22 protein-coding genes are annotated in these 19,549 nt (G+C 47.6%); 16 read left to right on the top strand and 6 right to left on the bottom strand.

Annotation, left to right across the window (positions count from 1 at the left end; translation table 11 throughout):
* Nucleotides 1–9: 9 nt before the first annotated feature.
* From Q0882_RS03890 to dnaB, 10 genes are all read left to right on the top strand, one after another.
* Complete coding sequence (locus tag Q0882_RS03890) at nt 10–594, top strand: aminodeoxychorismate/anthranilate synthase component II (protein ID WP_299178297.1); 585 nt, start codon at nt 10–12, stop codon at nt 592–594.
* Nucleotides 595–613: 19 nt separating this feature from the next.
* On the top strand, nt 614–1,636 hold the full coding sequence (gene trpD, locus Q0882_RS03885) for an anthranilate phosphoribosyltransferase (protein WP_299178295.1): 1,023 nt from the start codon (nt 614–616) through the stop codon (nt 1,634–1,636).
* Nucleotides 1,637–1,639: 3 nt separating this feature from the next.
* The gene (gene trpC, locus Q0882_RS03880; RefSeq protein WP_299178293.1) at nt 1,640–2,449 is read left to right on the top strand and encodes an indole-3-glycerol phosphate synthase TrpC; all 810 of its coding nucleotides are present in this window, start codon (nt 1,640–1,642) and stop codon (nt 2,447–2,449) included.
* 12 nt (nt 2,450–2,461) lie between these two features.
* Nucleotides 2,462–2,875, top strand: a complete 414-nt coding sequence (locus Q0882_RS03875) for an OsmC family protein (RefSeq protein WP_299178291.1) — start codon at nt 2,462–2,464, stop codon at nt 2,873–2,875.
* Nucleotides 2,876–3,083: 208 nt separating this feature from the next.
* Nucleotides 3,084–4,733, top strand: a complete 1,650-nt coding sequence (locus Q0882_RS03870; protein WP_299178290.1) for a cache domain-containing protein — start codon at nt 3,084–3,086, stop codon at nt 4,731–4,733.
* A 144-nt stretch (nt 4,734–4,877) separates the two neighbouring features.
* Nucleotides 4,878–5,300, top strand: a complete 423-nt coding sequence (gene rpsF, locus Q0882_RS03865; protein WP_299178288.1) for a 30S ribosomal protein S6 — start codon at nt 4,878–4,880, stop codon at nt 5,298–5,300.
* A gap of 23 nt (nt 5,301–5,323) precedes the next feature.
* Nucleotides 5,324–5,551 carry a 30S ribosomal protein S18 gene (gene rpsR / locus Q0882_RS03860; protein ID WP_007020960.1) on the top strand — a complete coding sequence of 76 codons (228 nt, stop codon included), beginning with the start codon at nt 5,324–5,326 and terminating at the stop codon, nt 5,549–5,551.
* An 18-nt stretch (nt 5,552–5,569) separates the two neighbouring features.
* Nucleotides 5,570–6,418: a hypothetical protein gene (locus Q0882_RS03855; protein ID WP_299178285.1), complete on the top strand. Its 849-nt coding sequence runs from the start codon at nt 5,570–5,572 to the stop codon at nt 6,416–6,418.
* A gap of 38 nt (nt 6,419–6,456) precedes the next feature.
* A complete protein-coding gene (rplI, locus tag Q0882_RS03850) occupies nt 6,457–6,903 on the top strand; it encodes a 50S ribosomal protein L9 (protein ID WP_299178283.1) in 447 nt (148 codons plus the stop codon).
* An 83-nt stretch (nt 6,904–6,986) separates the two neighbouring features.
* On the top strand, nt 6,987–8,381 hold the full coding sequence (gene dnaB / locus Q0882_RS03845) for a replicative DNA helicase (protein WP_299178281.1): 1,395 nt from the start codon (nt 6,987–6,989) through the stop codon (nt 8,379–8,381).
* 38 nt (nt 8,382–8,419) lie between these two features.
* On the opposite strand, the gene Q0882_RS03840 is transcribed toward dnaB, so the two are convergent.
* Nucleotides 8,420–8,851: a thioesterase family protein gene (locus Q0882_RS03840; RefSeq protein ID WP_299178279.1), complete on the bottom strand. Its 432-nt coding sequence runs from the start codon at nt 8,849–8,851 to the stop codon at nt 8,420–8,422.
* A 9-nt stretch (nt 8,852–8,860) separates the two neighbouring features.
* Nucleotides 8,861–10,147 carry an adenosylmethionine--8-amino-7-oxononanoate transaminase gene (gene bioA / locus Q0882_RS03835; RefSeq protein WP_299178278.1) on the bottom strand — a complete coding sequence of 429 codons (1,287 nt, stop codon included), beginning with the start codon at nt 10,145–10,147 and terminating at the stop codon, nt 8,861–8,863.
* Nucleotides 10,148–10,434: 287 nt separating this feature from the next.
* Between bioA and Q0882_RS03830 the strand changes: the two genes are divergently transcribed.
* The 4 genes from Q0882_RS03830 to Q0882_RS03815 all read left to right on the top strand — a co-directional run bounded on the left by Q0882_RS03830 (nt 10,435) and on the right by Q0882_RS03815 (nt 13,278).
* Nucleotides 10,435–10,935 (top strand): hypothetical protein, encoded by a 501-nt coding sequence (locus Q0882_RS03830; RefSeq protein ID WP_299178276.1) that lies wholly within the window; start codon nt 10,435–10,437, stop codon nt 10,933–10,935.
* A gap of 78 nt (nt 10,936–11,013) precedes the next feature.
* On the top strand, nt 11,014–11,865 hold the full coding sequence (locus Q0882_RS03825) for a DUF692 domain-containing protein (RefSeq protein ID WP_299178274.1): 852 nt from the start codon (nt 11,014–11,016) through the stop codon (nt 11,863–11,865).
* Nucleotides 11,846–12,622, top strand: coding sequence for a putative DNA-binding domain-containing protein (locus tag Q0882_RS03820; protein ID WP_299178272.1), 777 nt, complete (start codon nt 11,846–11,848; stop codon nt 12,620–12,622). Before Q0882_RS03825 ends, Q0882_RS03820 begins: the two co-directional genes overlap by 20 nt.
* A 44-nt stretch (nt 12,623–12,666) precedes the next feature.
* Nucleotides 12,667–13,278, top strand: coding sequence for a DoxX family protein (locus Q0882_RS03815; RefSeq protein ID WP_299178270.1), 612 nt, complete (start codon nt 12,667–12,669; stop codon nt 13,276–13,278).
* Nucleotides 13,279–13,641: 363 nt separating this feature from the next.
* Here the strand turns inward: Q0882_RS03815 and Q0882_RS03810 are convergent, their stop codons facing one another.
* From Q0882_RS03810 to Q0882_RS03795, 4 genes are all read right to left on the bottom strand, one after another.
* Nucleotides 13,642–13,995 (bottom strand): hypothetical protein, encoded by a 354-nt coding sequence (locus Q0882_RS03810; RefSeq protein WP_299178268.1) that lies wholly within the window; start codon nt 13,993–13,995, stop codon nt 13,642–13,644.
* 67 nt (nt 13,996–14,062) lie between these two features.
* The gene (gene tsaA / locus Q0882_RS03805) at nt 14,063–14,779 is read right to left on the bottom strand and encodes a tRNA (N6-threonylcarbamoyladenosine(37)-N6)-methyltransferase TrmO (protein WP_299178266.1); all 717 of its coding nucleotides are present in this window, start codon (nt 14,777–14,779) and stop codon (nt 14,063–14,065) included.
* Nucleotides 14,780–14,790: 11 nt separating this feature from the next.
* Nucleotides 14,791–16,413, bottom strand: coding sequence for a Na/Pi cotransporter family protein (locus Q0882_RS03800; RefSeq protein ID WP_299178264.1), 1,623 nt, complete (start codon nt 16,411–16,413; stop codon nt 14,791–14,793).
* Nucleotides 16,414–16,487: 74 nt separating this feature from the next.
* Nucleotides 16,488–17,186: a ComF family protein gene (locus tag Q0882_RS03795; protein ID WP_299178262.1), complete on the bottom strand. Its 699-nt coding sequence runs from the start codon at nt 17,184–17,186 to the stop codon at nt 16,488–16,490.
* 108 nt (nt 17,187–17,294) lie between these two features.
* On the opposite strand from Q0882_RS03795, the gene bioB reads away from it, so the two are divergent.
* Both bioB and bioF read left to right on the top strand, forming a co-directional pair.
* Nucleotides 17,295–18,338: a biotin synthase BioB gene (gene bioB, locus Q0882_RS03790; protein WP_299178260.1), complete on the top strand. Its 1,044-nt coding sequence runs from the start codon at nt 17,295–17,297 to the stop codon at nt 18,336–18,338.
* 48 nt (nt 18,339–18,386) lie between these two features.
* Entirely contained in the window at nt 18,387–19,541 is a 1,155-nt protein-coding gene (gene bioF, locus Q0882_RS03785; RefSeq protein ID WP_299178258.1) for an 8-amino-7-oxononanoate synthase, read from the top strand.
* Nucleotides 19,542–19,549: the final 8 nt, after the last annotated feature.

The raw sequence follows: 19,549 nt of genomic DNA, 5'->3' as shown, positions 1-19,549 counted from the left end.
GGCTGAACCATGTTGTTGATGATAGATAATTATGACTCTTTTACCTACAACGTGGTGCAGTATCTGGGTGAGTTAGGTGCGGATGTTCGGGTTTATCGTAATGATGAGATAACCATTGAAGAGATTGAGCAACTGAATCCGAATCACCTTGTGATCTCCCCGGGGCCTTGTACGCCAAATGAGGCAGGGGTTTCTGTTGCGGCCATCAATCACTTTGCAGGGAAGTTACCTATTTTAGGTATCTGTCTGGGGCACCAAAGCATCGGTCAGGCGTTTGGGGGGAATATTGTTCGGGCAAAACAGGTGATGCATGGCAAAACTTCTCCGGTTTTTCATACCAATAGCGGTGTTTTTGAAGGGTTGAACAATCCTGTTGAAGTGACACGTTATCATTCATTGGTGATCGATCAGGCAACGTTGCCTGATTGTCTTGAAATCACCTCCTGGACTCAAAATGAGCTAGGTGAAATCGATGAGATTATGGGTGTTCGTCACAAAACCCTGGATATTGAGGGCGTGCAGTTTCATCCCGAGTCGATTCTGACTGAGCAAGGGCATGATCTTTTGGCAAACTTCCTCAAGCGTACTAAATAGCACAGATAAGGATAACAATATGGATATCAAGCAAGCACTTGCGCTGGTTGTTGATCAGCAGGATCTTCGTAAAGAGGATATGCAGGCAGTGATGCAGCAGATCATGACTGGTAAGGCTACCGATTCTCAGATTGGAGGGTTGCTGGTGGCGTTGCGTATGAAAGGTGAAACTGTTGATGAGATCTCCGGAGCTGCAGACGCGATGCGTGCGTTGGCGACGCCTGTTGAGATCAGTGTGCCGAATGCAGTGGATATCGTTGGTACCGGTGGTGATGGTGCTAATTTGTTTAATGTGTCCAGTGCTTGTTCCTTTGTGGTGGCTGCTGCGGGTGGTCATGTTGCCAAGCATGGTAACCGTTCTGTCTCTTCAAGCTCAGGGTCTGCAGATCTGCTGGAAACGGCCGGTATCAATCTTAGCCTGACACCGGAGCAGATCGGCGAGTGTATTGAAAAAGTTGGCTTAGGTTTCATGTTTGCACCCCAGCATCACAGTGCGATGAAACACGCGATCGGACCCAGAAAGGAGATGGCTTTAAGGACCTTATTTAACATCCTTGGCCCTTTAACGAATCCGGCAGGGGCGAAGCACTATCTGTTGGGAGTTTTTGACCAAAAACTCTGTCGCCCAATGGCTGAAGCGTTGAGCTCTTTAGGGGCTGTCCATGCACTTGTGGTGCATGCGGCTGAAGGTCTGGACGAGATTAGTTTGGCTGGCGAAACTGCAGTCGCAGAACTCAAGCAGGGTGAGGTGGTTGAATATACGCTGACAGCTGAAGACGCCGGTTTGCAAAAACAGTCGTTGGATGGGTTGCAGGTTAATAGTTCAGCCGAGAGTCTGGCGCTGATTCAGTCAGCATTTGCGGGTGAGCATGAGAAAGCGATCGATATGATTGCACTCAATGCTGGTGCGGCACTTTATGCTGCGGATATTTGTGACTCGCTTAAGGCGGGTGTTGCTTTGGCTAAAGAAACAATTACCAGTGGTTCTGCTGCTAAGAAAGTTACCGAGCTGGCTGAATTTAGCCAGGCATTTAAAGGTTAAAATATGTCTGATACACCAACAATTCTGAAAAAAATTCTCGCGCGTAAAGCGCAAGAGGTGGCTGAGCGTGAACCAAAGGTTTCAACTTCAGACCTAAAGGCCAAAATTGCAGATCAACAGGGAAGCGCATTTGATCCTCGTGGCTTTGCCGCGAATATGGCAAAGGCTATATCGAAAGGTCGTTCGGCTGTTATTGCTGAAGCAAAGAAGGCGAGTCCATCAAAAGGGCTGTTACGCGAACCATTTATTCCGGCTGAGATCGCGCGTTCTTATGAATCCGGCGGTGCAAGCTGCTTATCAGTACTTACAGATAAGGACTTCTTTCAGGGATCTGAATCCTATCTTGTTGAAGCACGGGCAGCCTGCTCACTGCCTGTTATTCGCAAAGATTTTATTATTGACCCATATCAGGTGTATGAAGCGCGAGCGATGGGGGCTGACTGTATCTTGCTGATCGTTTCTGCGCTTGAGGACCAGCAGATGGCAGACCTGAACGGTTTGGCCTGCGAGCTGGGAATGGATGTGTTGATTGAGGTTCATGGTGCTGATGAGCTTGAACGTGCTCTGCCACTGGGTAATCGTCTGGTAGGTATCAATAACCGTAACCTCCATACGTTTGAAGTGACGTTGAATAATACATTTGATCTTTTAAATATGATCCCTGAAGATCGCATCGTCGTGACGGAGAGTGGCATTCACTGCCGTGAAGATGTGCAGGCGATGCGTGAGCATAATGTACATAGTTTTCTGGTAGGTGAAGCCTTTATGCGTGCATCTGATCCGGGGCAAAAACTTAAAGAACTATTTGAATAAGGTGTGCTACGCATGAGTATGAGTGCCAAAGTTAAGTGGGATGGTGATGTTCGTTTTCAGGGGACAACAGGATCTGGCTTCGATGTGATGATTGACGGTGAACTCCAGAAAGGCCCTCGTCCGATGGAGTTGATGTTATTAGGGCTGGGTGGATGTACCAGTTATGATGTGGTTGGGATTCTTAAGAAGACACGTCAGGATGTGGTTGATTGTGTAGCAGAGATCGAGGCTGAGCGCGCGGATGAAGTTCCGGCGGTCTTTACCAAAATTCATGTTAAGTTTGTGGTGAGTGGTCGCGGACTTAATGAGAAAAAGGTGGAGCGCGCAGTGAAGTTGTCGGCAGAGCAGTATTGCTCCGCTTCTCTTATGTTGGAGAAGGGGGGAGTGGAGATTACCCACGGCTATGAGATAGTAGAGGTCGAATAATCTCTCAATTGTATTCATGATGGGAAAGGCTACTTTTTAAAGTGGCCTTTTTTATCGGTGGCACTCGAGTTTTGGGTTATAGTAATACGATTAATAAATAACCGGTTGATATCAATCCTGATCTGTTTCTAAGATCAAAGATAGCGCCGGGTGTCCGTAGTAATGAAATATGGTTGCTGTCATGGAGTGATGGCTATCAGAGGTGTTGATGCGTTTATCTATCTCAAAAACGTTAGCGCTAGGGATTGTTGCACTGCAGATCGTGACGGTCTGTGTCATTCTGATTTCTTCCTATATCAGCACAGAGCAAGTGCTGATCGGTCATGCGCAAAAGTTGATGCGTAACCTATCAAGGGAAGTGATCCATCGTTCCGAGGAGTTTCTCTCTCCAGCCCGTTCTGCAGTAAGCCTTACGCGTAGTCTGGCGCGCAATCAGGTCGTTAGTGCGGAAAAACCTGATGAGATGGAGCAGTACTTTTTCGATCAGTTAAGACTCTCGCCGCATATTGCGGGGATCTACTATGGCAATCTTGAGGGTGATTTCTATTTTGTTCGTCGTAGCATGGAGGTCGCTGACTTTCAGGTTAAAAGGATCAAAGAGGATCTGGGTAAACGGACAGTTTTCAATCGCTGGTATGACACTGAGCATGTTTTGGTTGAGTCCTCCTACGATCCTACAGATAAATATGATCCACGGACACGACCCTGGTTTACCAAGGCAATCGGTGAACGTAAACAGATCTGGACTGATCCCTATCTGTTTTTTACCTCTAAAACCCCGGGGATCACTGTGGCCAGTCCGGTCTTCTCTCAGCAAGGCGAATTGATCGGTGTGGTTGGCGTTGATATAGACCTTTCAGCGCTTTCTGATTTTCTTGGATATCTCGAATTAAGCCAGCATGCCTCCGCATTAATTCTCAATAATAATGGTGATGTTATAGCACACCGTAATCCTCAAGGGAGTTATGCCGAGGATCGAGAGACAGGGGCCAGAAGGTTGTTACGAGTGGATGAGCTGAAGAGCCCGGAGGCGAGAGCTGCGGTGGACTCATTAGACAAATCGCCAGGTTGGTATGTTCTTAATAGAGCATTGAATACCAGTTTTAGCTATCAGGAGAATAGCTATCAGGCGGTGTTTACTCCTTTCTCAGATAACTGGCCGTGGATCTTGGGGATCTATGTTCCGGAAGATGACTTTCTTGATGAGATCAAAGGAAACAGGCAGCTCAACCTATTCCTTGCAGCGGGGATTACGCTGATCAGTCTGATCGTAGGGGTGATGTTTGCCCGTTCACTCTCGCGACCTATTCAGGCTCTGCAGCAAAGTGTTGAGGCGGTTAAAAAAGGCGAGTATGAAGTTCATATCGAATCTGGGAACAGTATATTTCATGATATTGATGATACGACATCTGCGTTCAGAAGCATGGTTGAGTTCCTCAAAGAGAATCAGCAAAAAAGCGAGCGATTTAAAAAGCGTTTAACTCAGCAGGCGCACTTTATGGAGGCGGTACTGGCGAATATTGAGAGCGGTGTACTGGTTTGTGATGTGGATGGGAAGTTTGTCTACTCTAATCGCGTGGTGAACAGGCTAAGAGGATTACCAGATGACGCTCATCTGGAGCGATTTGATGATGCTCCCTTCAGGCTCTTCTCGGCCGGTGGTGAGCGCGAATTAGAGCGAGATGAGTGGCCGATTTATCGGGCGCTTGCTGGAGAGAATATTACCGGACTCGAAATTATTATCGTGGCTGCTCTGGGAGAACATCGAAAGGTACTGGTTAATGCGCATCCGCTAATTGATACCCATGGCGAGAAGCTTGGGGCCTATGTTTCAATGCGGCAGGTAACTGACGCATAATCCCTTCATTTGGCTCTACTATATTCACTTGCAACATGCTTGTAAGGTGCGTAGAATTACGCGTCCTTTGGAGAACTATTTCCAATCTCCTTGCTGCCTGCCACATGGTGTGGACAGGGGGCTATTAACCCGAAAGGAGCTAAAATGCGTCATTATGAAATCGTATTTCTGGTTCATCCGAACCAGAGTGAGCAGGTTTCTGCGATGGTTGAGCGTTACACCTCTCTGATCGAGGGTGCTGAAGGCACAATCCATCGTCTAGAAGACTGGGGCCGTCGTCAGTTGGCTTACCCAATCAACAATGCTCATAAAGCACACTATGTCCTGATGAACATCGAATGTGATCAGGAAACTCTGGACGAGCTGGAAAACCTATTCCGTTACAACGATGCTGTTCTGCGTAACATGGTTATCCGTCGTAAAGAAGCGATCACTGAGATCTCTCCAATCAAAGCTGCTGAATCCCGCGAAGAGCGTAAGCCTCGTCGTGAAGAAAAGGCTGCTGAAAAACCAGCTGAACAGGCGGCTCCTGCTGCTGAAGCTTCTAAAGAAGAAGCTGCTGAGTAATCTAATTTCTGAGGAGAGATACAATGGCTCGTTTTTTCCGCCGTCGTAAGTTCTGCCGTTTTACGGCTGAAGGTGTTCAAGAGATCGATTACAAAGATCTGGATACACTAAAAGGTTACATTACTGAAACTGGCAAAATCGTACCTAGCCGCATCACAGGTACTAAAGCGCGTTACCAGCGTCAGTTGGCAACTGCTATCAAGCGTGCTCGTTTCGTAGCGCTGCTGCCTTACACTGATAGCCATCAGTAAAAGGTAGGGGAGTCGCGTATGCGTGCCTTGGCCGAATTGGTCATGAAAGGCCGCAAGCAAGCGGCTTTTGTGGCGGTTATCGCCGCCTTGCTGCCACTGCTCTATTGGATCAGTGCAGCGACCGTAGCCTTGATTACTTTAAGAAAAGGATCAAGGGACGGGGCTGGAGTTCTGGCCTGGGCTTTATTGCCTTCCGGAGCTTGGGCTTTCAGTGGGGATCCGACACCACTGACCGTGATAACAGGTACTTATTTACTTGCTGTCGCATTAAGAGAAACAGTGTCCTGGGCCAAAGTGTTGATGATAGCACTGCCAGTTGGGGCGCTGGCCGGATTAGGGCTGGAGACAGTTCTGGATGGTCTTCTCGGTCAGGTGATAGAGGCAACAGAACGCTTTCTATCCCAGTCGGTCAACCAATCTGCAGAGGTTAGCCTCGATACAGAGCGACTGAGATTGTTGCTTTTGGGCGGATTGGGATCAGTACATACAGCGATAATGCTGCTGAGTTTGATACTGGCACGTTCCTGGCAATCGGGGTTATACAATCCGGGTGGTTTCAGGCAGGAGTTTCATCAACTGAGACTTCCCCAGTTTTATACCGCAGCGTTAATAGTAGTATCGCTGGTGAGCTACCAGATGGAGCTCGATTTTATGCGCTGGTTACCACTGCTGCTGCTACCTTGGATCTTTGCGGGTATCGCACTGGTGCATGGCAGTTTGGCTAAACGTGATTTAGGCAGGTCCTGGCTGGTTGCCTTTTATATGGCAGTCATTCTGATAGGACCGTATGTGATTACGCTGCTGGTTTTTGCAGCCGTTATTGACAGTTTTGTTAATATTCGGGCGCGGATTCCAGCCAAGAACTAGGACTGCAATTAGATTGCAGAACAAAAGAGGTTTACGAGATGGAAGTTATTCTGCTCGAGAAAATTGGTAAGCTGGGTAACCTCGGTGACAAAGTTTCCGTAAAAAGCGGTTTCGGTCGCAACTACCTGGTACCGCAGGGCAAAGCTGTTCCTGCAACTGAAACAAACGTTGCTAAATTCGAAGAGCGTCGTGCTGAGCTAGAAGCAGCAGCTGCAGAGAAACTGTCTGCTGCAACTGTACGTGCTGAAGCACTGAACGAGAAAGAAGTAACAATCACTGCTAAGTGTGGTGACGAAGGTAAGCTGTTCGGCTCCATCGGTACTCGCGACATTGCTGACGCGGTTACTGCTGCTGGTGCTGAAGTATGCAAGAGCGAAGTACGTCTGCCAGAGGGTGCGCTGCGCTCTATTGGTGAGTTCGACATCGCTATCCAGCTTCACCCAGAAGTTACTGCAACAGTTAAGCTGGCAGTTGTAGGCGAATAATCGTCTTCAGCCAGACTCTGCTGTAATATAAAGCACTGCGTGGTTCGCCCGCAGTGCTTTTTTGTTTTTAGCTCTGGTCAATTATGGAAAAGATGAAGCTCACTGACGACGATCTGGCAAAGATCAAAGTACCTCCCCATTCAATGGAAGCGGAACAATCTGTTTTAGGCGGATTGATGCTGGATAATAACGCCTGGGATACCGTTTCTGAGGTGGTGCTGGAAGATAATTTTTATCGACAGGAGCACCGTCAGATCTATCGCACCATGCAAAAGTTGGTGAACGATGGTAACCCGATTGATGTTGTAACGCTCTCAGAGGAGCTTGATCGGACCGCTGAGCTGGAGAGTGCCGGTGGTTTGGATTATCTGGTTGAGCTGGCTAAAAACACTCCGAGTGCTTCCAATATCAGAGCGTACTCGGAGATAGTCCGGGATCGGGCTTTGCTGCGACAGATGATTGCAGCCGCCAATGAGATCGCGGATGGTGCCTTTAATCCTGAGGGGCGAAGTTCTGAAGAGATTCTTAACGATGCGGAGCAGAGAATCTTCCGTATTGCTGAGAACCGCCCTAATCAGGGGGGGCCTGAAGGTGTAAATACGCTGCTTAAAAAAGCAGTAGACAGAATTGATACCCTCTTTAATAGTGATGGTGACCTGACCGGTGTTACCACCGGTTTTGATGATCTGGATAAGAAAACTGCAGGCTTGCAGCCTTCGGACCTGGTTATTGTGGCTGCGCGACCCTCTATGGGTAAAACAACCTTTGCGATGAATCTGGTTGAAAATGCGTTAATGTCTTCCAACAAACCGGTGTTGGTTTTCAGTCTGGAGATGCCTGCTGACCAGTTGGTAACACGTATGCTCTCCTCTCTGGGGCGTATCGATCAGACCCGTGTCAGAACGGGGATGCTTGAAGAGGAAGACTGGCCTAAGTTGACGACTGCCGTCAACATGATGCGAGATAAGCCTCTGTTTATTGATGATCAGGCTGGAATCAGTCCTAACGAGATGCGAACCCGGGCAAGGCGAATCGTAAGGGAGCATGGGGATCTGGCACTCATCATGGTCGATTACCTGCAGCTGATGCAGATGAAAGGGGCGGGTATAGAAAGTCGTACGCAGGAGATCTCTGAGATCTCCCGTTCTTTGAAAGCGTTAGCCAAAGAGCTGGAGTGCCCAGTGGTTGCGTTGTCTCAGTTGAACCGTTCTTTGGAGCAGAGACCCAATAAGCGCCCTGTAAATTCCGATCTTCGTGAATCTGGTGCGATCGAGCAGGATGCCGATGTGATTATGTTTATCTACCGCGATGAGGTTTATAACGAGGACTCTGAGCATAAGGGGGTCGCGGAGATTATTATCGGGAAGCAGCGTAACGGTCCTATCGGGACGTCACGTCTGGCCTTCATTGGTAAATACACCAAATTCGAAAATCTCGCACCTGATGTCTATGCGCAGTATGTGGGGATAGATGATTAAAAAAACCGCCTTTTGGCGGTTTTTTTATTTAATTGGGATTAGGTGATTTTTACGACCTTATTCATAAAGGGTTCTGGGATACTGGTGACTTTGCGTTCATCATAATCAAAAAAGACCACCCCGGTTTTTGCATGTGCAACCTCAACCGCGGTCTTTTTATTGCTGATCAGATAATAGATATCGCAACCATACTTATTAAAATCACCAACAGCTATATCGATCTGTAGAAGATCTCCGTGAAAGCCTTCGGCTTTATAGACGATGGCCGAATCTGTCATGATCAATCCCAACCCCTCAATATCCAGCTCACCATAATGGTAGTGGTTGAGAAAGCGGATCCGTGCTTCATGTACAATCGAGAGCATGGCGTCATTACTCAGATGGCCGCCATAATTAATATCACTGATACGAATGGGTAACTCGGTTGAGAAGATGTAGTTATCCGGCATATCAATTTTTATTCTTGCCATAATCTTTCCTTAATTCCGATAGATCGATACAGCTTCAACCATCCCGTTGGTCAGGGTTTCAAGGTCTTGGTCCTGCATCACAAATGGGGGCATAATGTAGACTAGTTTACCGAAGGGCCTGATCCAGAGGCCACGTTCAATAAACAGCTTTTGTATCTCAGTTGTGTTCACCGGCCTTTTCATCTCAATCACACCGATCGCACCAAGGCACCTTACATCCGCGACATGAGGAAGTGCTATGGCTGCTTGAAGCCCTGATTTTAGCCCTTTTTCTAAACGTTCGACATTCGCTTGCCAGTCATTAGTTTCAAGAAGTTCAAGGCTCTTGTTGGCGACAGCGCAGGCTAGTGGGTTACCCATGAAAGTCGGGCCATGCATAAAGCAACCAGCCCCGCCAGCAGAGATGGTTTCACCCACGTTTTGGTTTGTTAGTGTCGCCGCGAGTGTCATATACCCTCCGGTCAGTGCTTTGCCGACGCAGAGAATATCCGGAATGACTCCTGCATGCTCACAGGCAAATAGCTTTCCAGTCCGGCCAAACCCAGTGGCAATCTCATCAGCGATGAGCAGTACATCGAATTGATCACAGAGTTCACGGGTCTGTTTCAGATATTCCGGAGAGTAGAAGCGCATCCCTCCCGCTCCTTGTACGATCGGCTCCAGAATGAGCGCGGCAATCTGCTTGTGATTCTTTTTCAGTAGTTCGTATAGGGAAGTGATCTCATCCTGATTCCAGGGTTGGTCAAAACCGATGCTGGGGGCCGGTGCAAAAAAATGCTGGGGCAGGACACCAGTGAAGATCTCATGCATACCTGTGACTGGATCACAGACCGACATCGCTCCAAAGGTATCCCCGTGATAACCATTGCGTATCGTCAGTAATCGGTTTTTTTCTGGTTTCCCTCTGGCGTGTTGATATTGCAGTGCCATTTTAATCGCGACTTCAACCGCCACTGAACCAGAGTCTGCAAGAAACACTTTATCCAGATTCCCAGGGCTGAGGTTGACCAGCTTTTTACACAGCTCGATGGCAGGTTCATGAGTTAGTCCACCAAACATCACATGAGACATTTTATCAATCTGATTGTGAGCAGCTTGATTCAAGGCTGGATGATTGTAGCCATGAATTACTGACCACCAGGAAGACATGCCGTCGATTAGTTCTTTTCCATCCGAGAGTGTCAGGCGCACTCCTTCAGCTGACTCTACGGCATACATAGGTGGCGGATTGATCATTGATGAATAGGGGTGCCATATATGCTGCTGATCAAAAGCGATCTGCTCGGGTGAGGTCATGCTGAGTAAATCCTTGGGAAGGTTTATGGGAATAATAATTAGAGCTTGGTTTGCTTTTATGATCAAGAGGGTATGAGACTATGACCAAAGTTCTAAGGAACTAAAGCAACGAAAGAGGTTCTATCTATCTGTACTCGTTAAGATGAATTATTTTTCACTAAAAATACATTTATGTGAAACTTTATCCATAAGGGCGAGTCACAAACGCAAGAGCTAGTGACAGGCTCTAACAAATTTTTTCAAGCGTATGCAAAATCATAAGAATTGATAAATGGGGTGAATCCAAAATGGCTAATAATACTTCTGTAAAACCTATGGTAGCTGCTGTTGGTGCGGCGTTTCTAGCTGGTCTGGCAACTGTGCCTGTTGCAACTGCTGCGGAGAACCCGTTTGCTACGACCGATCTTAAATCTGGTTATAGTCAGCAAGTTGCGATGAATGAAGGCAAATGCGGTGAAGGCAAATGCGGTGGCGACAAGGCATCCAAGTCCGAAGGCAAATGTGGCGAAGGTAAGTGCGGTGGCGACAAAGCTTCTAAGTCTGAAGGCAAGTGCGGCGAAGGTAAGTGCGGTGGCGACAAGGCATCCAAGTCTGAAGGCAAGTGCGGCGAAGGTAAGTGCGGTGGCGACAAAGCTTCCAAGTCTGAAGGCAAATGTGGCGAAGGCAAGTGTGGTGGCGACAAAGCTTCCAAGTCTGAAGGCAAATGTGGCGAAGGCAAGTGTGGCGGTGACAAAGCTTCCAAGTCCGAAGGTAAATGTGGTGAAGGTAAATGCGGTGGTTCTAAATAATCATCGAGTGCTTTCATAGCTGTAGAATCTGGCCCTGTTAAACAGGGCCTTTTAATCTGTATTCTCTGAGGTGGAGTAATGAGTGGGAAGCAATACCCGGTTACGGGTGCCGGCTTTGGTTTTCGTCGCTGTATGGCGAGCACGCTTAAAGAGGTTGAAACAGGGGCATTTGATTTTCTCGAGATAGCTCCAGAAAACTGGATGGGTCTGGGCGGTCGCTTTGGCAAAGCATTTCGTCAATACACAGAACAACACCCCTTCATGGCGCATGGCCTGTCGCTCTCGATCGGGGGACCGACACCTCTGGATATGGATTTTCTGACTCGGCTTAAGCAGTTCCTTAAGGAGCACAATGTCCGTGCCTATTCTGAACATCTAAGCTACTGCTCTGATGACGGGCATCTTTATGACCTGATGCCAATCCCCTTTACCGAGGAAGCAGTGAAGTATGTTGCTGATAGAATCAAGCAGGTTCAGGACGTGCTTGAACAGAAGATCGCAATGGAAAATGTCTCCTATTATGCTGCGCCGGGCTCTGAAATGAGTGAGAAAGAGTTCCTGCTGGCTGTGCTGGAGGAGGCAGACTGTGAGCTGCTACTGGATGTAAATAATATCTATGTAAACAGCATTAACCATGGTTATGACCCGCTCGAATTCCTTAAAGCGATGCCACAAGAGAGAATAATGTATCTGCATATCGCGGGTCATTACAATGAGGCAGAGGATCTGATTGTTGATACCCATGGTGCGCCGGTTGTTGACCCCGTGTGGTCGCTACTGCAAGCAACTTATGAACAGTTCGGTTTAATCCCTACATTATTGGAACGAGATTTTAATATCCCGCCATTATCGGAACTGCTGCAGGAAGTAGAGCAGGTCCGGTTCTATCAGAATCAGTGGGAAATGAGCCATGCACAAACCGTTGCCTGAAGTGACTGATTTTCAGAAGTTGCAATATCAGTTTGCAGCTCATATTCGCAATCCAGATCGTCATCCTAAACCGGAGGGCGTTGAAGATCGGAGAATGGGGATCTACCGGGATCTTTTTTTTAACAATGTTGAAGGTTTTCTCTCTGGCAACTTCCCAGTACTCAAACAGATCTCAACGGAAGCCTACTGGTTAACGCTGGCTCGCTCCTTTTTCGACGAGCATCATTGTCATACCCCTTATTTCCTGGAGATTGGAGAGGAATTTATCGAGTATGTGAACAATGAGAGAGCGCCTGAACCGGAAGATCCGGCTTTTCTCCGGGAGTTGATTCACTATGAGTGGGTTGAGCTCGCGCTGGATGCTTCTGAAGTTGAGCTTCCTCTTGAGGGAGTATCTGTTAATGGTGACCTACTTAAACAGCACCCGGTGCAGTCACCCTTGGCGTGGTTGTTGTCCTATCAGTATCCCGTGCACTGTATTCGTTCTGACTATCTACCGGATACCGCACCGGACAATCCTACTTTTCTGATCGCTTACCGGAACCGTGAATATGATGTGAACTTCATGGAGGTGAATCCGGTTACCGGCAGATTGCTCTATCTTCTGTCGGAAGATGAATCCTTATCGGGTGAAGCTGCACTGATGCAGATAGCGCAGGAGATGAATCACCCTGATACAAAGCAAGTCATTGAAGGTGGAGCAAAAACTTTGGAACATTTACGCTCCAAAGGGATCATATTAGGAACAAAAATTTAAAAATTCGATGACAGACAGGTTGTCGTAAAGAGAAGGGTGATCTTATGGCGAATTCAGTAGTAAAGCTCGCTAATCGTTTACAGGATGTGCTGGATAGTACACGTATTGCAGATGGGCTTGCGCCTCTGTTACTTCGTTTATACCTGGCGCCAATTTTCATGCAAGCGGGTTGGAATAAGTTATCTCATTTTGAGGATACTGCGGCCTGGTTTGGTAATCCTGACTGGGGGCTAGGCCTACCTATGCCGGAGGTTATGGCTGGGTTGGCTGCTGGCACTGAGTTAGTTGGCGGGATGCTGCTGATTGTAGGGTTTGCTGTCCGCTGGATCAGTATTCCATTAATGATAACGATGCTGGTGGCTGCATTTGCTGTTCACTGGGAGAATGGCTGGCTTGCCATCGCGGATGGTGGTAGTTGGTTAGCCAATGAGCGTGTAATGGAAGCTCAGGATCGTCTGACAGCGGCTAAAAGTATTCTGCAGGAATATGGGAACTACAACTGGCTGACAGGGCGAGGCTCTGTCGTGATTCTGAACAACGGTATTGAGTTTGCTATTACCTATTTTGTCATGCTCTTTAGTCTTTTCTTTACGGGGGCGGGCCGGTTGTTCAGCTTGGATCATTGGGTAGCGAAATGTTTCAGGGAGTCTGAATAATTCACCTGATATAAAAAAAGCCGCATGTTGCGGCTTTTTTTATAGAGATAAATTAACGGTGCCGAGGGTAAGTGAGCATGTTGAACACAGCGTCTGTATACCAGTGGGAAGCACTGATTAAGTCATTCATGTTTTTTGACTCAAAAATACGCTCTAGGTAGCACTCAAAAAGAGAGCTGGATTCTTCGATCATGTTTTCAACATCTGGAAATGTAATAGTCATTTTTACCTCAGCTATAAAAAGCAAACTCCTCTTCATTTATCCCTGAAATTATCGGTTTCTACGCTCTGTCGATCACAGGGCACCCCTGAATAATCCGAGTATTTTACTGAGGCATTAGACTTTGGTCAAATATTATCCGCTTACATGCTCTCTTCGAGTAGCTGCTTTTTCTCTTCGTTGCTTAGGCTGCCTATCGGTTGGTCAGTCAGCTCCTCCAGCATCTCGTTTAGCAAAGGTGAGCAGACATGGGTAGATTCAAGCGCATTATCAATATACTGCCCGAGTGTAGGATTTGACTGCTGATTAAGTGCTTGCTGGTCCTCCATACACTGAATGTAATTTTGCATATATAGAGAACCGATTTCACCTCGCTCTTCAACCAAACCGGGCAGAGTGGTTAGCCATTTTTGCAACAGTTCCAGATCGGAGGTGGGTTCAGCGTAAACGAAGCCGGTAACACCGAAAAGGCTGATAGCTAATAACAACTTTCGCATATTTGATCTCTCAAGGCGTTCTTTCTGTCAGGCTAACATGGTTTGACTGAAGATTAGATGAACCAGTTCAGGACTGTTCCACAGTGATGGAGTCGACGTAAATTGTATCGTCGGCAATTCTAAAGCGGATATTCAGATCATGAAGTCTGACACCATAGCTCTTCTCGCTGTCATTTTTCTTGTAAGCGGGGCGAGGATCGCACTTTAGCAGTTCAGAAATCTGGAGTTTTAAGGGCTGTTGGAGTCGTGCCTGTGCTTGAGTTAATTCTGCTTTAGCTTGATCAGAGTATTGAATTGGCTGCTCCAGAAAGGAGATATTTTCAGCAAAGCTGCACTCTGCTTCAGGGATCGCATCAGAGTAAGGCAGATATGGCTTGATATCGATAATTGGAGTGCCATTCAAAAGATCGGCCCCGCTGACAATCAGTTCAAGGTGATTATCATCAGATTCTATGGCGATGAGCTTCACCGGAGAGAGGCCAATAGGGTTGGGGCGAAATGGAGAACGGGTAGAGAAAACCCCCATCCGTTTATTGCCTCCAAGCCGAGGTGGTCTTACCAATGGGTTCCAGCCTTTATCGACACACTCACTGAAAATAAAAAGTAACCAAATGTGTGAGCAGTTTTTAAGGCCCCGCACGACCTCCTCGTTATCAAACCCGGGTAATAGGCGAATCCGGGATTCTAGGCTGGTTGCCAGTCCTGGCTGTCGCGGGATACCAAATTTCTCTTTGTAGGGGCTAATGACTGTGGCAACGGGCGTAATCGTATAGGTATCGTTCATTGTGACTCAGGTTAATCATGCTCAGGGATGCTGTCGCGAGTCTGCATCGGAGTAATACTACTCCAGTAACGCGCTGCTTTCTCAACCTGCTCTGCAAGTCGGTGTATATGGCTGAGCGCATCCAGAAGTTCGATGCTGTCTTTGGGTTTGAGGTGTCCCTCAATGCTACTCTGCATAACGTGATTTTTTAGTTGCTGGTACTGTTTTTCCAGCTGTTTGATCTGCAATCGGCTTTCATGACCCGATATGTATGAGTCCTGGCTTATTTCGCAGGAGTCGATCAACTCAATGGTTTTACTCTGATAATCATGGATAAGCTCATGGAGTGAGCGGTCAGATTGCAGATCAATAATTTCATAGTATTTTGGCAATATAGCTGAGAGTCGGGCGATCTCACTGTAATAGCGAGTTATCCTCATCGCTGAAGGCAGAATGCTACTAATTTCGGGGGAGAGGTTTTCCTGAGCAATTCTCTGATTGTATCGACCGATCTCGCCGTTAAGTTTATGTAAGCTGTTCATCAGAGCGGTTAGCTTGGTCACTTCTGAGCTCTCGGCACTGATTGCAGCCCGGGCCATATTTGAACTGAGTCCGCTGACTCTGGAGAGCTCGTTGCTCATCGCTTCGACAGCAAGGGAGGGAGATGCCAGAACGGTATCGTCTAAGAAACGTGGGCGGGCAAGATCCTCCTCCTGGGAGCGGAATCGTCTTTTCAGGAAGCCTTCCAATCGATCTGTTAGTGGCCACATCACCATGACGCCAACAACATTAAACAGAGTATGGAATGCGGCGAGAAGGGTAACCATATTCAGGTTTTGAAGATCCTGATTAATGAGCCCCGCCAGCAGAATCAGAATAAGTACGCCGATGACTCCGGTAATCAGATTAAAGACAACATGAGCCGCCGCAATTCTTTTAGCGTTAGAGGTGGCACCAATGACGGAAAGCATCGCTGTTGACGTTGTCCCGAGGTTGGCCCCTATCACCAGAGCGCCTGCGGAAGCCAGAGGGATAGAGCCAGCTGCTGTCAGTGAGAGTGTGATAGCCATTGCGGCGGAGGATGACTGCATCAGGAATGTGAGTATAAAACCGGCGGCGACAAACAGGATCAGGCCAAGTGGGGAGTGTGATATTTGATCAAGAGGGAGTTGGTTATCCAGGCCGTCAAAGGCATTTTTTAGGTAGTCTAAGCCGATGAAAAACAGGCCGAATCCGGCTAATGCCATCCCAATGTGACTGATGCGCCGATCGTTCCCGGATAGTTTTAGGAGCATCCCTAGTCCAACTAAGGGTAGGGCGAACGCACTGATTTTAATTTTGAAACCTATCAACGCGACCAGCCAGCCGGTCATAGTCGTTCCGATATTGCAGCCATAGATGACATTAATTGATTGGCGTAATTTTAACAGGCCTGCGTTGACGAAACCGATAGTGGCGACAGTAACAGCGCTGGAGGATTGGACTAAAGCGGTGATGAGGATGCCCGATGCCAGACCTCTCGTGGGTGAATTTGTTGCGGCCTGTAACGCTTTCTTGAGCCCTTGGCCAGCGGCCTGTTTCATCCCATTTGTCATCAGGTGCATGCCAAGCAGAAACAGGCCGACACCACCAATCAGATCACCTAATAAGCCCATACAGTTCTCAACATATTGAATTAACAAAGTTAATTGTTAATCTTAACGATGAAATAATCAAATCGACTTCAGCTTTAACGCTCAGTTCTGGCGAGGGTTAGTGCTGATACCCTAGCTACGCCATTCTGTTTCAATACCTGACTGACCGTTTCCAGAGTTGCGCCGGTGGTCATTACATCATCAATAAGCATTACATGGTCGTATTCAGAGGGTGTACATGCAAAAGAGCCTTTTTGGTTTTTAAGTCTCTCTAAGCGGCTCAAACCCATCTGAGGATGGCTTGCATGCAACTTCGTCAATAGTTGGGTATCTACTGGAATGTGGGTATGCCTACTCAGACCGCGGGCAATGAGTTCTGCTTGATTAAAGCCTCGTTTGAACTGGTTTAAGCGATACATGGGGATCGGAATCAGAGCTTCTACCGAGGGGGGGATGTTGGAAAAGTGATGCATCAACGACGCTATAAGTCCTATATATTGTACTTTTTGGCTGTATTTAACCTGTCCTATCAGATGGTCGATAGGGAAGCGATAGAGGAAGAATGAATCGACATGGTCATAGCTTGGAGGCTTTGTGCTGCACTCTCCGCAAATAAGGTCGTTTGATGTGCTGAGTGGTAGGGAGCAGTGGCTGCATTTTTGCGTGAGTATCGGGAGGTCATCTAAGCATCCTGCGCAGATACCAGAGGGTTTTTGATCAAGCCCTTTATAACTTTGCTGGCAGAGTAAGCATTGATCAAATAATGATCTAAAGTTAACCTTTGGTATTTTCATAAGTTGACAGTTCCTTCTGTCAGGATAGAATTGTGTTCTTCACTTATAGAACAGCATTACTACTGAAGCTTCTTGCTTCAGGATGTATTTTCCGGGAGTAAGCGCAAGATGCAACAGCTGGGTGCAATTCGTCATGATTGGACAGAGGCAGAAGTAAAAGCCCTGTTTGAACTGCCTTTTAATGACCTGATGTTTAAAGCACATACAGTGCATCGGGAAAACTTTGATCCAAATGAGGTTCAGGTCAGTACCTTGCTCTCCATTAAAACAGGCGCATGCCCGGAAGACTGTAAATATTGTCCTCAAAGTGGGCACTACAATACAGGGCTTGAGAAAGAGCGCCTGATGCAGGTTGAAAAGGTTATCGAGAAAGCGAAGAAAGCGAAGGAAACCGGATCTACCCGCTTCTGTATGGGAGCCGCCTGGAAGCACCCAGCAGATAAAGATATGCCCTATGTGGTCGAGATGGTTAAGCGGGTTAAAGAGCTAGGATTGGAAACCTGCATGACGCTGGGGATGTTAGATCAGGATAAAGCCAGTGAATTAGCTGATGCGGGTCTGGATTATTACAACCATAATCTGGATACGTCACCTGAGTTCTATGACAAAATTATTACAACCCGTACCTATCAGGATCGGCTGGATACACTTCAGAATGTACGTGATTCCGGTATGAAGATCTGCAGTGGTGGTATCCTGGGGATGGGAGAAACCGCAACCGATCGCTATGGTTTGCTGATGCAGTTGGCAAATATGCCAGTGCAGCCTGAAAGCGTTCCGATCAATATGCTGGTTAAGGTGGCGGGTACACCTCTGGAAAATGTAGATGATCTTGATCACCTGGATTTTGTCAGGATGATCGCCGTGGCACGTATCATGATGCCGGCTTCTCACGTTCGCCTGTCGGCCGGACGAGAAAAAATGAGTGATGAGATGCAGGCGATGACTTTCTTTGCCGGTGCCAACTCAATCTTTTATGGTGAGTGCTTACTGACCACGCCAAACCCTGAAACTCACCGTGATGTGCAGCTGTTCCGAAAATTGGGTATCAATATGGAACAGCGTATTTCTGATTCTGATGCAACTCAGGAAGCTGCCATTATGAAAGGCCTGCAAACCCAGCAGGATAGTGAGCACTTCTACGAAGCTTAATCGATCGCCGGGGCCTTTGAAGGTTCCGGCCCCTATCTGTGAGTCTGTATGTCTTTTGATTCTCTGGCAGATGAGCTGTCCGCTCGTAAACTGCAGTCGCTTTATCGTCAGCGCCGTACACTAGAATCGCCTCAACAGCCGTTAGTTAAAGTTGATGGCAAGGAGTATCTTGCCTTCTGTTCTAATGATTATCTGGGTCTTGCTAACCATCCAGAGGTGGTATCGAGCTTTCAAAATGCAGCCAGCCAGTATGGGGTTGGTGGTGGTGCATCGCATCTGGTAAATGGTCATAGTGAAGCCCATCATGAGCTGGAATTAGCGCTGGCTGAGTTTACAGGCCGACCTCGTGCTTTGTTATTCTCAACTGGATATATGGCGAACCTGGGTGCTGTGAATGCCTTGTTAGATAAGCGTGATGCGGTGTTTCAGGATCGCCTGAATCATGCTTCGCTTCTTGATTCAGGGTTGTTATCTGGCGCGCGTTTTCAGCGCTATCTGCATAATGATGCAGATAGTCTGGAGAAAAAACTAAAGCGCACAGAGGCTCGAAGGAAGCTGGTCGTCACCGATGGTGTCTTTAGTATGGATGGCGATGTTGCTGATCTTCCCTCCCTTTCAAAGGTTTGCCAGCGTGAGAATGCCTGGTTGATGGTGGATGACGCTCATGGGTTTGGTTGTTTGGGGCATCAAGGAGGCGGCTGCGCAGAGTATTATGGGATGGACAGTGATCAACTCCAGGTCCTGGTTGGTACTCTGGGCAAGGGGTTTGGCACAGCTGGGGCGTTTGTCGCAGGCTCTGAAGAGCTTATTGAAACACTGATACAACATGCGCGGACCTATATCTATACAACGAGTATGCCGCCTGCGGTTGCGGCTGCAACGCTAACCAGTTTGAAGATTATCCGCACAGAAAGCTGGCGTCGGGAAAAACTAGCGAGTTTGATTCAACAATTCCGCCAAGGGTGCGAGCAGCTAGGACTGGAGTTGATGGACTCTCCAACCCCGATTCAACCCATTATGATAGGTGAATCAGATAGGGCTGTCGCTATGAGTCAGGCGTTAGAAGCGCAGGGAATTTTTATCAGCGCCATCCGTCCACCAACGGTTCCACAGGGGAGCGCACGGTTACGGGTTACGCTAAGTGCAGCACATACCGAGGCGCAGATTGACCGCTTGTTATCAGCATTGGACAGTGTGATTTAGAGCATATC

The organism is uncultured Neptuniibacter sp. (assembly GCF_947498015.1).
Lineage (GTDB): Bacteria > Pseudomonadota > Gammaproteobacteria > Pseudomonadales > Balneatricaceae > Neptuniibacter.
This window is presented reverse-complemented; position numbering and strand designations above follow the sequence as displayed.